Origin of the sequence: uncultured Pseudosulfitobacter sp. (assembly GCF_963976325.1) — a bacterium.
Taxonomy (GTDB): Bacteria; Pseudomonadota; Alphaproteobacteria; order Rhodobacterales; family Rhodobacteraceae; genus Pseudosulfitobacter.
The window spans coordinates 39,504-52,589 of record NZ_CAXBJW010000005.1 but is presented as its reverse complement, the minus strand read 5'-3'; the positions used below and the strand labels follow the sequence as shown (position 1 = coordinate 52,589).

The 13,086-nt window shown below is 62.6% G+C and carries 14 protein-coding genes; 5 read left to right on the top strand and 9 right to left on the bottom strand.

From position 1 onward, the window contains the following. Positions 1 to 117 precede the first annotated feature (117 nt). The 3 genes from AAC077_RS14210 to phnG are packed head-to-tail and all read right to left on the bottom strand — an operon-like array spanning position 118 to position 2,305. Complete coding sequence (locus tag AAC077_RS14210; protein WP_339770705.1) at positions 118 to 1,290, bottom strand: carbon-phosphorus lyase complex subunit PhnI; 1,173 nt, start codon at positions 1,288 to 1,290, stop codon at positions 118 to 120. Further along, positions 1,290 to 1,850, bottom strand: a complete 561-nt coding sequence (phnH, locus tag AAC077_RS14205; RefSeq protein WP_339770703.1) for a phosphonate C-P lyase system protein PhnH — start codon at positions 1,848 to 1,850, stop codon at positions 1,290 to 1,292. The genes AAC077_RS14210 and phnH overlap by 1 nt, the downstream gene beginning before the upstream one ends. Further along, entirely contained in the window at positions 1,850 to 2,305 is a 456-nt protein-coding gene (phnG, locus tag AAC077_RS14200; RefSeq protein WP_339770701.1) for a phosphonate C-P lyase system protein PhnG, read from the bottom strand. Before phnG ends, phnH begins: the two co-directional genes overlap by 1 nt. Before the next feature lie 106 nt (positions 2,306 to 2,411). Between phnG and phnF the strand changes: the two genes are divergently transcribed. Continuing rightward, positions 2,412 to 3,122, top strand: coding sequence for a phosphonate metabolism transcriptional regulator PhnF (gene phnF, locus AAC077_RS14195; RefSeq protein WP_339770699.1), 711 nt, complete (start codon positions 2,412 to 2,414; stop codon positions 3,120 to 3,122). Between the two features lie 62 nt (positions 3,123 to 3,184). Here the strand turns inward: phnF and AAC077_RS14190 are convergent, their stop codons facing one another. Beyond that, entirely contained in the window at positions 3,185 to 4,198 is a 1,014-nt protein-coding gene (locus tag AAC077_RS14190) for a histidine kinase dimerization/phosphoacceptor domain -containing protein (protein ID WP_339770697.1), read from the bottom strand. Positions 4,199 to 4,451: 253 nt separating this feature from the next. On the opposite strand from AAC077_RS14190, the gene AAC077_RS14185 reads away from it, so the two are divergent. The 4 genes from AAC077_RS14185 to AAC077_RS14170 are packed head-to-tail and all read left to right on the top strand — an operon-like array spanning position 4,452 to position 7,991. Then, positions 4,452 to 5,402, top strand: coding sequence for a glycosyltransferase family 2 protein (locus AAC077_RS14185; RefSeq protein WP_339770695.1), 951 nt, complete (start codon positions 4,452 to 4,454; stop codon positions 5,400 to 5,402). Positions 5,403 to 5,405: 3 nt separating this feature from the next. Continuing rightward, positions 5,406 to 5,789, top strand: a complete 384-nt coding sequence (locus AAC077_RS14180) for a GtrA family protein (protein WP_339770693.1) — start codon at positions 5,406 to 5,408, stop codon at positions 5,787 to 5,789. 13 nt (positions 5,790 to 5,802) lie between these two features. Next, positions 5,803 to 6,564 (top strand): class I SAM-dependent methyltransferase, encoded by a 762-nt coding sequence (locus tag AAC077_RS14175; RefSeq protein ID WP_339770691.1) that lies wholly within the window; start codon positions 5,803 to 5,805, stop codon positions 6,562 to 6,564. After that, positions 6,561 to 7,991 (top strand): hypothetical protein, encoded by a 1,431-nt coding sequence (locus AAC077_RS14170; RefSeq protein ID WP_339770689.1) that lies wholly within the window; start codon positions 6,561 to 6,563, stop codon positions 7,989 to 7,991. Before AAC077_RS14175 ends, AAC077_RS14170 begins: the two co-directional genes overlap by 4 nt. A gap of 8 nt (positions 7,992 to 7,999) precedes the next feature. On the opposite strand, the gene AAC077_RS14165 is transcribed toward AAC077_RS14170, so the two are convergent. From AAC077_RS14165 to phnC, 5 genes are all read right to left on the bottom strand, one after another. Next, a complete protein-coding gene (locus tag AAC077_RS14165) occupies positions 8,000 to 8,614 on the bottom strand; it encodes a chloramphenicol acetyltransferase (protein ID WP_339770687.1) in 615 nt (204 codons plus the stop codon). Beyond that, positions 8,614 to 9,852, bottom strand: coding sequence for a phosphonate ABC transporter, permease protein PhnE (gene phnE / locus AAC077_RS14160; protein WP_339770862.1), 1,239 nt, complete (start codon positions 9,850 to 9,852; stop codon positions 8,614 to 8,616). The genes AAC077_RS14165 and phnE (AAC077_RS14160) overlap by 1 nt, the downstream gene beginning before the upstream one ends. A gap of 50 nt (positions 9,853 to 9,902) precedes the next feature. Further along, positions 9,903 to 10,793, bottom strand: a complete 891-nt coding sequence (gene phnE, locus AAC077_RS14155; protein WP_339770685.1) for a phosphonate ABC transporter, permease protein PhnE — start codon at positions 10,791 to 10,793, stop codon at positions 9,903 to 9,905. A gap of 72 nt (positions 10,794 to 10,865) precedes the next feature. Continuing rightward, complete coding sequence (gene phnD, locus AAC077_RS14150; protein ID WP_339770684.1) at positions 10,866 to 11,777, bottom strand: phosphonate ABC transporter substrate-binding protein; 912 nt, start codon at positions 11,775 to 11,777, stop codon at positions 10,866 to 10,868. A gap of 69 nt (positions 11,778 to 11,846) precedes the next feature. Further along, positions 11,847 to 12,641 carry a phosphonate ABC transporter ATP-binding protein gene (gene phnC, locus AAC077_RS14145; protein WP_339770681.1) on the bottom strand — a complete coding sequence of 265 codons (795 nt, stop codon included), beginning with the start codon at positions 12,639 to 12,641 and terminating at the stop codon, positions 11,847 to 11,849. Positions 12,642 to 13,086 lie beyond the last annotated feature (445 nt).

The window sequence follows — 13,086 nt, the reverse complement described above, 5'->3', positions numbered from 1 at the left end:
AAGGGTGAAATTCGCTTGGCCCGCCGAATTTGCCACTAAGGACAGCCTTCGGCCGCGGGTGGGGGCGGCCGGGCGCTGTCCGGCGTTCCGCCGGACGCAAGATTGAGAGGTAATCACTCATTCCGCAGCCTCCTTCATCTTGCCAGATAAACTCCCGCCCGTTGCCCGGCAGGCGGTTTCACCGCCGAGAGGGGAAGCCTCTGAGGTATCAGACTGCGCAGCGGTATTACCCTGCGCCTCACGCCGCAGCTTGCGGATCAGCTCCAGTTCCGACTGGAAATCGACGTAATGGGGCAGCTTGATGTGCTCCAGAAACCCCGTCGCCTGAATGTTGTCCGCATGGTACAGCACGAATTCCGCGTCCTGCGCCGGCGCGCCAAGGTTGTCTTCGCCCAGTTCTTTCCAGCGCAGCGCACGGTCCACCAGCGCCATCGAAATCGCCTTGCGCTCGGACATGCCGAACACCAGCCCATAGCCACGGGTGAACTGCGGGGGCTGCGTTTTCGAGCCCTGAAACTGGTTCACCGTCTCGCATTCGGTCACTTCGATCCCGCCGATCTCGATTGAGAAGCCCAGTTCGGGAATCTCCATCTCCACCGGCACCACCCCGATCCGCAGCTCTGCCACAAAGGCGTGGTTGCGGGCATATCCACGCTGGGTCGAGTACGCCATCCCAAGGATGAACCCCTCGTCGCCACGGGTCAGCGATTGCAGCCTCAGATCGCGCGTCGCGGGCAGTTCCAGCGGCGTGCGGGTCAGGTCGGGCGGCGTCGTGTCGCTGTCCACTTCGCTCTGGATCAGCCCCTCACGGTCGAGAAAGCTCATGATATGCGGCGTTTGCGCGGTGCTGCCCTCGGCCTGTTCCGCTGCGGGCACGTCCCCTTCGGCGGCCAGTTTGAAATCCAGCAAACGGTGCGTGTAGTCGAAGGTCGGCCCCAGCATCTGCCCGCCCGGCGCGTCCTTGAACGTGGCCGAGACACGGCGGTCGCAGGCCATGGTTTCGGTGTTGATCGGGATCGACCCGCCAAAGCGCGGCAGGGTGGTGCGATAGGCGCGGATCAGGAAAATCGCCTCGATCAGATCACCGCGCGATTGCTTGATCGCCAGCGCGGCAAGGTCCGGATCATACAGCGACCCTTCGGCCATGACGCGGTTGACGGCCAGCTTGAGCTGTTCGCGGATTTGCGGGACGGACAGTTCGTCCACCGACGCATCGCCGCGCCGTTCTTCGGCCAGCCATGCGTGGGCATTGTCAATCGCCCGCTCTCCGCCTTTGACGGCTACATACATTACGACACCTTTGTGGTTCGGGGCAGGGCGGCCACTTGGTCGCCTGCGGTCAGAAAATGGTCCAGACCCAGCGGAAACAGCTTGGCATTGGCCTGAAAGGCGGTGGTTTCGGGCAGCGACAGCGTGGCGCTGTCCTTGATCCCCGGCCCGCGCAGGGTGGCGCCGGTGTTGGTGATGGCGTCACATTCGACGATCAGCGTGGTGGACCGGTCGGGATATTCCGCCGTGCCGATGGGAAAGGGCAGGCCGGTCAGTTCGTCCCAAGTGCCCACTGCAAAGGCTGCATCCTCGGCACCGCAAAACGGCGCGCCGGTGTGGAAAGTGATCCAGTCGCGCACGGCCTTTGTGTCGCGGGACGGGGCCAGAAACACCGGCGTGTCCGGGTCGCAAAGCGTCAGCAGCACGATCCCTGCCGCTTGGGACAGGGGCGCAGGGGGCGTGCCGCCGGTCACGGTCTCGATCCGCCCCGGTTCGGCCATCACCTGCATGATGTGGCGAAACGCGTGGGCCGCGTCGATGGGGGCATTGGCAAAACCGCCAGAGAGGGCATCGGCCTGCATCAGTCTTCTCCTCGGACCATGGTAAAGAAATCCACCTTGGTGGCCGCCGCCTTGGCGCTGCGGGTGGCGCGGGTTTGCGCCATCTGTTCCTGCAAGGGCGTCAGCACCGCGGCGCGGATCGCATCGGCCTGCGCGGTCTGCATCAGCGCATCAATCAGCGCCGCCTGCGTCGCCTTGACCTTGTCGCGGCCCTGCACATAGCCATGCCCGTCCTGCCCCGACGCCAGCCGCACCGACGCGCGGGTGACGGTGACCTCGCCCAGGTTAAAGGCGCTGCCGACAGCACCGGCACGCCCGCGCACCATGACGCTGCCCACTTCGGGGCTGCGCAAAACAGTGTGATCGGGGTTCAGCGCGGCGCCGGTCCACAGCGCATTCAGATCCGCCGCGCGACAGCGGGCCAACAGGCCAAGCCAGGCCTTGCGGGCGGCGTTTGGGTCGGTCTTTTCATTCATGTAGACACCTTGCCGATTTGTCTAGAGTCCTATACAACTAGACAAATATATCCCTGATTCCGCCCCGCACCGCAATCCCCCCTTCTGTGAAGTTTTGGTGACACCCATGGCCCGCACCCCGATCTGGAAATCCATCGCCACCCATCTGCGCGACGAAATCACCGCCGGTCAGTTTGCCCAAGGCGACAAGCTGCCGACCGAGGCGGCGCTGGCCGCGCGCTTTGGCGTGAACCGTCACACGGTGCGCCATGCCCTTGGCGCATTGGCCGACGAGGGCGTGGTCTATGCGCGGCGCGGCGCGGGGGTATTCGTGACGCAGGTGCCGACCGATTACCCCATCGGCAAGCGGGTGCGCTTTCACCAGAACCTGACGCTGGCGGGGCGGGTGCCGGCCAAGGAAATCCTGTCGCTTGAGACCCGCGCCGCCACGGCTGCGGAATGCAAGGCGCTGCAACTGGGCAGCGGCGCGCAGGTGCACGATTATCACGGGCTGTCCCTGTCCGATGGCCAGCCGGTCGGGCTGGTGCGCAGCGTCTTTCCGGCGGCGCGCTTTCCCGATCTGCCCGCTGACCTGCACGAACTGCGTTCGATCACGGCGGCGCTGCTGCGCGGCGGCGTGGCGGACTATACCCGCGCGTCCACCCGGCTAAAGGCGAAACTGGCCACCGCAACCCAAGCCCTGCACCTGCGCATCGCCGAAGGCGCGCCAGTGCTGCACGCGATCAGCATCAACGTGGACGTGGAGGGCGTGCCGGTGGAGTTCGGGAACACGTGGTTCGCGGGGGATAGGATAACGCTGACGTTGGAGGGGGAATAGCTTTGGTGTCTGGTCTTGGGGGCTGTTTGAAAGGTGGTGTTCAGACAAGTAAGACCGAACGCCTACGGGACTTCACCTGTCGGCAAAACAAGCTGGAATTTCGTGCCGGTGTCGACATCGACCCGTTCAAGCGTGCCACCCGCCTGCTGGGAGAATGCGGTGATAAGTCCCTGGCCAAGGCTTCCTTCGCGGACGGCTGCATCATTCATTCCCACACCGTCATCCCAGACTGACACGATCATTGCCGCGTCGGTCGTGAACAATTTCACATGGACGCGCCCGTCGCTGCGTTCGGGAAAGGCGTGCTTGGCGGCGTTTATGCAAAGCTCGTTAACGACAAGACCGATAGAAACGGCTTTGTCCCTCGGCAGCGAGGCGTCGCTGGCTTCGACTGAAATCGTGTCTTTGCCGTGGAAATATGCGGCGTTCAGCGACGTGCAGAGGTTCGACAGATAGGGCTGCATCGCGACCTCGCCAATCACCCGATCGCCACGGTAAAGCGTTTCGTGGGCCCGTGCGATGCTTTCGACCCGGCCCTGGATGATCCGAAGCGACGGGTGAGCGGCCTCTGGGGCGGACCGCAGTTCCATCCGAACCATCGAACTTACCATGGTAAAGTTGTTTTTTACCCGATGGTCCAGTTCCTCAAGCAAAAGCCGCCGTTCTTCCGCGATTGCGTCCCGGTCAAGCAAGACCTTGCGCACAAAGCGCCGGAAATATTCGGCAAGTGCGACGATCAGAAACCCAGAGAGCACGTTGACGACAACCCGTGGCCCATCACGCGGGTCTTCGAACGTGAACGAATTGACGACCGGCAAAACAAAATACCACGCATACAGGGCCGAAAAACACATCACGCCGATCCCCGCGCCCCACCGCCCGAACAGCGTGGCGAACAGAACAAAGGGAAAGGTCAATGCGAATGGGCCAGCATAGGGAAAGACGATGTCGACCACCCCGCGCGCCAAAACGGCGAGTGTGGCACACACAAAGCCGATGAGCACTTGAGCAGCGGGTTCAGGAAGATATGGCGAAAACCGATCTACAAGATCGATCTTTAGCAGTCTTTTTGGCATTTTTTACCCATATCTGGTCTGGTTTAACAAAGTCATGGCACAGCTCTTTAGAAAATCCGACAGAAAAGGTGATTTCTGAGCGACTTGGCAGGGTTTCCGCTTGGAAAAATCGGAAAATCTAAGAACTGTGCCAGATATCAAACACCACACCCCCCAGTATACGAAATGTATTGTTTCCTGAAACGGGCCAATTGCACACACAATCCGGCCACTTTTTGTCGCTAGTTCCCAAAAGCAACGAAAGGTGGCTGTTATGTTGATCTCTGTTGTGGTGCCCTGCATGAACGAAGAGGCGTCGATCCCGCATCTGGTGGAACGGCTGATGCGCGCGGTTGCGCTCTATCAGGACCGGGCCGAGATTTTGCTGGTCGACGATGGTTCAACCGACGGGACGTGGGCGGCGATCCAGACGGCGCAACAGACCTGCAAGCAATTGCGCGGCCTGCGGCTGTCTGCGAACCGCGGGCATCAGGTGGCCCTGACCGCTGGTCTTGAGGCGGCACAGGGCGAACGGATTTTCATGCTGGACGCCGATTTGCAGGACCCGCCCGAACTGTTGGGCGATATGATGGGCATGATGGATCGCGGCTATGACGTGGTTTACGGCCGCCGCTGCGAACGGCAGGGCGAGACGGTGTTCAAACGCGCCACGGCCTGGGCCTTTTACCGCGTGCTGAACGCGATGTCCGACGTCGACATCCCCCGCGACACCGGCGATTTCCGTCTGGTCAGCCGCAAGGCGCTGGATGCGGTTCTGTCGATGCCGGAACGGGCGCGGTTCGTGCGCGGGATGTTTGCATGGGCGGGGTTCAACCAGATCGGCATTGAATACACCCGCGCCCCCCGCGCGATGGGCGAGACGAAATACCCCTTGCGCAAGATGGTGCGCTTTGCCGTGGATGCGATGACCGCCTTTTCCACCAAGCCGCTCAAGTTTGCGACGCGCATGTCCTTTGCCAGCCTGGGGTTCTCGGCGCTGATGATGATCTATGTGCTGCATTCGCTGATCGTGTACCAGACGGCGCCGGGCTGGGCGTCGGTGGTACTGGCGATCAGCCTGTTTTCGGGTGTGCAACTGCTGACCCTGGGCATCCTGGGCGAATACATCGGCAGGCTGTACGTCGAGGCCAAAAACCGTCCGCTGTATTTCGTGTCCGAAGACACCCGTGCCGCCGATGTGCTGCCGCTGCGCAAGGTGGTCTGAGCCATGAGCCACACCCGTCGCATATCCCGCTTTGCGCTTGTCGGCGTTCTGATCGCTGCGCTTTATATCGTGCTGTACCTGGCGTTCCTGCACATCGGGATGCCGCGCGGCGCGGCCAACGTGGCGGCCTTTGGGCTGGCGATCGTGGCGCAATATGGCGGGCAGGCTGCGTTCACCTTCCAGAAAGATCTGGCCGACCCTGCGCAAATGTTGCGTTTTGGCGTCATGGTCGGCTGCGGGTTGGTTACATCGTGCCTGATCACCGGCCTGATCGCGCCGACGCTGGCGCTGGACGACTGGTTCGCCGCCGCTGCGGTGACAGTGATCCTGCCGGTGCAGAATTTCATCCTTATGACCCTCTGGGTCTTTTCCCATCCCTCGACCTGAAAGCGATTGATCCATGGCACATATCTATTCCGATACGTTTTTCGACTACATCGACCAAGGCGCGCGCCGTTCGGCGCAGCATGTGATCGGCCTTTTGGCCCCCTGGCTTGCACCTGCGTCGGTTCTGGACCTTGGCTCGGGCCGGGGCGTGTGGCTGAACGAGTGGCACAAGGCGGGTGTGGCGGACGTGCTGGCGGTCGATGGCGACTATGTGAACCTGGACCAGCTGGCGGTGCCACGCGCCAGCTTCATGGCCGCCGACCTGACCGCGCCTGTGTGCACCAATCGCCGGTTCGATCTGGCACAAAGTCTTGAGGTGGGCGAACACCTGCCCACATCCGCGTCGGAAACGCTGATCGACAGCCTGACGCGGGCGTCGGACCGGGTGCTGTTTTCCGCAGCCGTAAACGGGCAGGGCGGCGAATTTCACGTCAACGAGCAGCCGCTGTCGTTCTGGCAGGACCTGTTCGCGGCGCGGGGCTATACCGCCTATGACTGCGTCCGTCCGCACCTGTCGAACAACCGCGCGATCGAGCCGTGGTATCGTTATAACACCGTGCTTTACGTCAACGAAGCGGGGCGCGCCGGGCTGCCCGCAGCCGTGACAGACCATGCTGTCGGGGCGGGCATGTCCGTGAAAAACGGCGGGGATGCGATGTGGCGCTTGCGCCGCAATGTCGTGTCGATGTTGCCGCAGGGCACCGTGACCCGCATCGCACAGGCCCGTGCCGGCATCATCGCCGCGCGCGCCGGTGCAAAACGGTCTGCCGCGTGACAACTGTCGCGACTGCATTGCAAGGCATCGCGCCGCACAGCCGTGACCGCACCGCACAGGCGTTGCGGCTGTGGCCGGTGGCGGCGATCACGGTGGCGGCGGTCCTTGTGATGTCGCTGCCGAACCTTGCCGATCCCTTCATCCGGTTCGACGATTACCCCGCCCTGCTGGCCCAGCCAGAGCTGTTCTGGGGCAAGACGCTGCACGAGGGCCGCTGGATCAATTACCTGTGGCACCTGCGCAGCGTGGTCACCCCGGCGTGGATGAACTTTGCCGTCTATCAGGTTCTGTGGGCCGTGCTGGCGGCTGCACTGGCGGCGGCGGCGATGGGGCGCGACGGGCGGGTGTGGTATGCAACCGTGCTGGCGCTTTTCATCCTTGTGGCGCCGCCAGCCACGTTGATTTCGCTATGGTTTAACACGTTGATCCCGGGGCTGGGCATCGTTGCCTTGTACGCAGTTCTGGGCTGTCGGCTGTCGATTGGCACGCACCGTGCGCTGTTGCCGGTTTTTGTGATCCTCAGCTTCTGGGCTTATACGACCTATCCGCTGATCCTGCTGGCAGTGTGCCTTGTGCGCACCGAGCGTCACAGCCTGCGCGACCTGATCGGGCTGTGCGTGCTGTTCGTGGTCAGCTTTGCCGCGGCGATCCTGCTGACCTATACGCTGAACTGGCAGGTCCACGGTGTCTTTGGCGTGCCGCTGGACGACTGGCGTCAGGCGACCCCGGCGGCGGACCTGAGCGGGATGATCGCCAACCTGCCCATGCTGGCCGAAACCTTGTCCTTCCTGATGGTCAAGATCAGTTTCATGTTCACACCGGCGGCCTATTTCCACGTGGCGATGCTGATCGGTGCCACGCTGGTGCTGATCCGTCATGCCCCGCGCGAGGCGTTGTACCTGCACGCGGGGCTGTGGCTGGGTATGGCGCTGATGGTGCTTCAGGTGCTGAAGCTGGGCGTTGTGGCCCCGTCGCGGTCCTTCCTGTTCGTGTGGATCTTTTATGCGGTGATCGTTGTGCGGGCGGCGGCGTTGCTGGGCCGGACCCCCGGGTTTGCGGACCGCATGGCGCGCAATTTCACGCTGCTGATCGTGCTGAGCTATATGGTTCATACGTTCAGCCTGTATACGATTTACCGCCCTTGGCAGGCCGAAACCCGTGCGATGGCCCGTGCGATCAATGCCGCTGAAGGGCCCGTATTGGTCTATGGCGATGTCACGTCGCTGAGCACTGCCAAAGCGGTTGGTCTTCTGTCTGAAAGGGCATTGGCCTTTCGGATGGAGCAGATGACCGGACAAAGGATCGTTTTGTGCCAGACCGCCCCGGACCAGTGTGCCAAGGCAGAGGACAGCGGCGCGCCCGTGTTCAGGGTCGAGGTTGCGACGACCGGCGCGCAGACCCGGCTGCGTTACCCGCACGGGGACTGACGCGGACGCTATTCGTATTTTTCCAGAAACGCCTCGGCGGGCAGTGCGCGGAAGTCGTCCAGCGTCTGGCGCAGGCGCTCGTGGCTCCAGTCCCACCACGCCAGCGCCATCATCCGGTCGGCGATGTCACGGGAATAGCGGGCGCGCAGGGGCACCGCCGGAATGCCCGCCACGATCATATAGGGCGGCACGTCACGGGTGACGATGGCACCGCCCGCCACCACGGCACCGTGGCCGATGGTGACCTGCGGCCGGACCTGTGCGCCGTGGCCCAGCCATGTGTCGTGACCGATGGTTGCACGGCGGCTGCGGCGGTGGTCGAACCATGCGGTGTCGTGTTCGGCGTCGTCAAAGTAGTCTGCTGATCGGTAGTGAAAGTGGTGCAGGCTGGCCTTGTCCATCGGGTGGTCGGTGGCGCCGATGCGCACGCAGCTTGCGATATTGCTGAATTTGCCCACCTCGGCATTGGCGATGTCCGCCATCCGGTCGCAATAGGAATAATCCCCGATGGTGCTGTAGGCCACGCGGCTGGCGCGACCGATCTCGACATAGCGGCCGAACTGCGCGTCGGTGATTTCACAATCGGGGTGCAGGAACGGTGCGTCGGCACTTAGCCGGGCCATCAGTGCGTGCCCTCGCCGGTGCCCTGGATCAGACGGCGGCGCAGCCAGCCCGAAAAACTGTCCATCGCCATGACCATCAGGATAATCAGGATGATGTAATAGGACACTTCTTCCCAGTCCTTCTGGGTGATGATCGCCTGGGTCAGCAGCAACCCGATACCGCCGCCGGTGATCGCGCCGATGATGGTGGCGCTGCGGGTGTTGCTTTCCAGATAGTACAGCACCTGGCTCAGCAGCACCGGCGTGATCTGCGGGATGACGCCAAAGCGGTAGCGTTGCATCGGCTTGGCCCCGGTCGAGGCGATGCCTTCGATCTGTTTGTCGTCGACGTTTTCCAGCGCCTCGGAGAAGATTTTGCCGAAGGTGCCGGTGTCGGTCAGCATGATCGCCAGCGATCCGGTCAGCGGGCCGGGGCCAAAGGCACGGCTCAGCACGATGGTCCAGATCAGCCCGTCGACCCCGCGCAGGAAATCGAACACGCGCCGCGCGGCAAAGCGCAGGCTGCCCAGCGGGGTAAAATTCTTGGCCGCGAGAAAGCCCATGGGCAGGGCGATCATCGCCGCACCAAAGGTGCCAAGGAATGCCATCAGCACCGTTTCAAACAACGCCCATGCCACGTCGGCGTGCCGCCACATCTTGTTGCTCCAGAAGTCCGACCAGATCGCGCCGTATTGCCCCGAGCCAAGCAGTTCGGTCACGCTTTTGCCGTGGAAGGGGCTGTCGAGGGTGAAAAAGAACAGCTCCCAGCCGTAGAAATAGCGGAACACTTCGGTGCGGTTGCGGGTGATGGTCAGGCGCGCGGCGTCGGTGGTGATGGCCACGCGGTTTTTCGACGCGTTGATCCAGTCGGGGATGTCACCCGGCGGGAAGGTGGCGTTGACCCCATTGCTGCCGGGGGTGGCGGTGACGGTGCCATAGCCGGGAATGTCATAGCTGGTGGTTTCGCCCAGCATGATAACCGACCCGTCGGCCAGATCGACACGCGTGGTGTCGGCCAGATCGACCCAGTCGGGGCCGGTGCCTGCGGGGTATTCGCCCTTGCGCTCGCCTTCGATGGAAACCGATGTCGCGCCGTCGCGGTTGTCGCGGGTGACGTGGACCTTGTAGCTGTAGGTGTCGGACACCAGCGTTTGCATGTTGCGCACGCTGATCCGGTCGGCAAGGCCCGCGACGTCAAAGGCAAAGAAGACATATGTCAGATAGGCCAGGATGACCGCAGGCGCGGCCAGCGTGATCATGCGTTTGCGGGACAGCGAACGGTCGGCGGTGGCATAGATGGCGGCGTCGGTCACAGCACGGCCCCTTTGTCTTTGAACGCCTTCCCGTGGGTCAGGCGGTTGCGTAAAGTGCTGGAAATCTGGTCAACGATGATGATCGTGCCGAACAACAGCAAAAAGATTGCGGCGGCCTCGTCGAATTTGCCCTGGCCCCAGGACATGGTGTTGCGCAGGTCATAGCCGATGCCGCCCGCGCCGACGAAGCCCAGGATCGCCGAGGCGCGGATGTTGATCTCGAACCGCAGCAGGGCATAGCTGAGGTAGTTGGGCGCCACTTGCGGCACCACGCCCAGCATCATCTGCTGCATCCACGACCCGCCCGTCGACGCCAGCCCTTCAACAGGCTTGAGCGAGGCGTTTTCGTTCACTTCCGAGAACAGTTTGCCAAGTGCGCCGACGGTGTGCAGTGCGATGGCGATCATCGCGGGCACAGGGCCGCCACCCAGCAGGAAAATCAGCACCAGCGCCACGACGATTTCGGGCACGGCGCGCAGGATATCAAGGATGCGGCGCACAGGCGCGATCAGCCAGCCGACAGGGGCCAGACCACGGGTCGCCAGCATCGAGGCAAACAGCGCCAGCAGCGCCCCGATCAGGGTCGCCGCCCCCGCGATGTTGATGGTTTCCAGCAGCGAGGGCAGGTATTTCACGAAATAGCCCGGCAGCAGGTTGGCCCGCTCGATCGCTTCGCCGATCACATCTGCGGGAAAGTCCAGAATGTGCCGCCAGCCGTTCCAGAACCCGCCGGCATTGCGCGCATCTGCCGTGTAGAACCCGGCCACCATCAGGGCGGCAAAGATCATCAGCAGGATCATGTTCAACATCCGCTTCTGACGCATCTGCGCCAGATAGTCGGTACGGATGTCGGCGGGGCTGGGGTCGGTGTCGGCAGCGGATGTCATGGGGTGTCCTTCATGTGGTGCAGGCCCCGACGGGATGTCGGGGCCTGCAAAAGATCATGAGAGCCTGAGGCCTCAGTTCGATTTCGCTTTGCGCGCTTCGACGATCGAAACGTAAGCGTCATGCGTGATCGGATCAAAGCCCAGGCTGTCACCTGCGGCCACGCCGTAAGCGCACTCGGGGTCTGCTTCGTGCAGGCCGTCAACCAGCGCTGTCATCTTGGCTTTGACGTCTGCAGGCAGGGCCTTGCGCAGAACGACGGGGCCTTCGGGGATGGTTTTGGAACGCCAGATTTCGACCAGATCGTTCATGTCGACCAGGCCCGCATCAACCGCCTTGCGCAGCGCGCCCGAGTTGTAGCCGTCTTCCCAGTTGCCCTGGCCATCGGCCCAGGTCACGCCGGCGTCGATGTCGCCTGCGTTCACGGCAACGATGGTCTGCTCGTGACCGCCGGTGAATTTGACCTCACCGAAGTAGTCGCCGCTTTCCATGGTGATGCCGTCGCCCGCTTGGGGGATCTCGATGGACGGGATCAGATAGCCCGAGGTCGAGTTCGGATCACCAAAGCCAAAGGATTTGCCCTTGAGGTCGGCCAGCGATGTGATGCCGCTGTCTTTGCGGGCGAAACCGATCGAGTGGTAGCCGTAAGAGCCGTCAAGGTTGATCTTGACCAGCACAGGCTCGACCACTTCGGGGTCTTGCAGGTACACGGCAGCGTAGCCGGATGCACCCAGCCAAGCCATGTCCAATGTGCCGCCCAGCAGGCCCTGGATCACGCCGTTATAGTCGGCAGGGGCGAACAGTTTGGTCTCAACACCCAGCTCTTCGGTGGTGTAGTCAGCCAGACACTGGTAGCTGTTCAGGCGGTCCTGGGCGTTTTCGCCACCCAGGATGCCGATGCGGAATTCGGTGATGGGCGTCTCGTCGGCCAGTACGGGAGTGACGAGGGCAGTTGTGGCCAGTGCGGCCGCGAGGATGCGTTTCATAAGATGTCTTCTTTCTTGGTGTGAAACGAAAAACCCCGACCGCTTTGATGCGGCCGGGGCGGTGATCTGTCAGGCGTGCACCTGTTGCAGTGTTTCGATTTGCGTCGAGGTGGCCGCTTCGGAGAACGAGGCGTCGGCGCCATAGATGTCGCGCGCGGCACCCACGGTCAGTTGCTCGGGCGTGCCGTCAAAGACGATACGACCGTCGCGCATACCGATCACCCGGTCGCAATAGCGGCGCGCGGTGTCCAGCGTGTGCAGGTTGGCGATGACCATGCGGCCATCTTCTTCGTGGATGCGGCGCAGGGCCTCCATCACGACCTGGGCGTTCATCGGGTCGAGCGAGGCGATGGGTTCGTCCGCGAGAATGATCTTGGGGTCCTGCATCAGGGCACGGGCGATGGCGACACGCTGTTGCTGGCCGCCTGACAGCGCCTCGGCGCGTTTCTGGGCGTGTTCGACGATGCCCAGCCGGTCCAGAATGTCGATGGCGCGGTGCACGTCCGATGTGGGATACAGGTTGAACATGGTCGCCATGGTCGAGCGGCGGTTCAGCGTGCCGTGCAGCACGTTCGACACCACGTCCATGCGCGGCACCAGGTTGAACTGTTGAAAGATCATCGCACATTGCGACTGCCAGCGACGGCGGGCCGCGCCGCGCAGGTGGGTCATGTCGTGGCCTTCGACGGTAAAGCTGCCCGAGGTGCTGTCGGTCAGCCGGTTCAGCATCCGCAGCAGGGTGGATTTACCGGCGCCTGACCGCCCGATGATACCGATCATGCACGACCGCTTGACCGACAGCGTGGCATTGTCCACGGCGGTGTTCGCGCCGAACGATTTGGTCAGGTTGGTGATTTCCAGCATGTATGTCCCCAAGGCTTGTTGAGGCGGACGTACTGGGTACAGGATTCAGAAATGTTTCAGATTTGCGAAAGTTATGTGACAGGGGGAGGGGATGAGGCATGACAGCAAAGTCCGCACAAGGGAATTTGCCACAAGATCAACAAACGCTTGGTTTTGATCATCGACCTGAAATGGAAAATGACGCCTTTGAGGTAAGAGGGACCTCAACTCACAGGGCAGCGCCTGATCGCGGGTGGGCGCAGGTAACTTCGTTCATGCCACTTTATCTATCTGCTTTGGCGTGGGGAATCAGAGTTGCAAGACGGTGAGAAAGCGCCCGCCCATGGGGCGGTCGGGCGCTGCCCGGCGGCACTGCGTGCCTTGTTCCGGGCCTTTGTGGGTGAGTTTAGCGTTGCATCGCCGCACCTCGGCCCGTCGATGCGCGGCTTTGCGTTTCAGCCCGCTC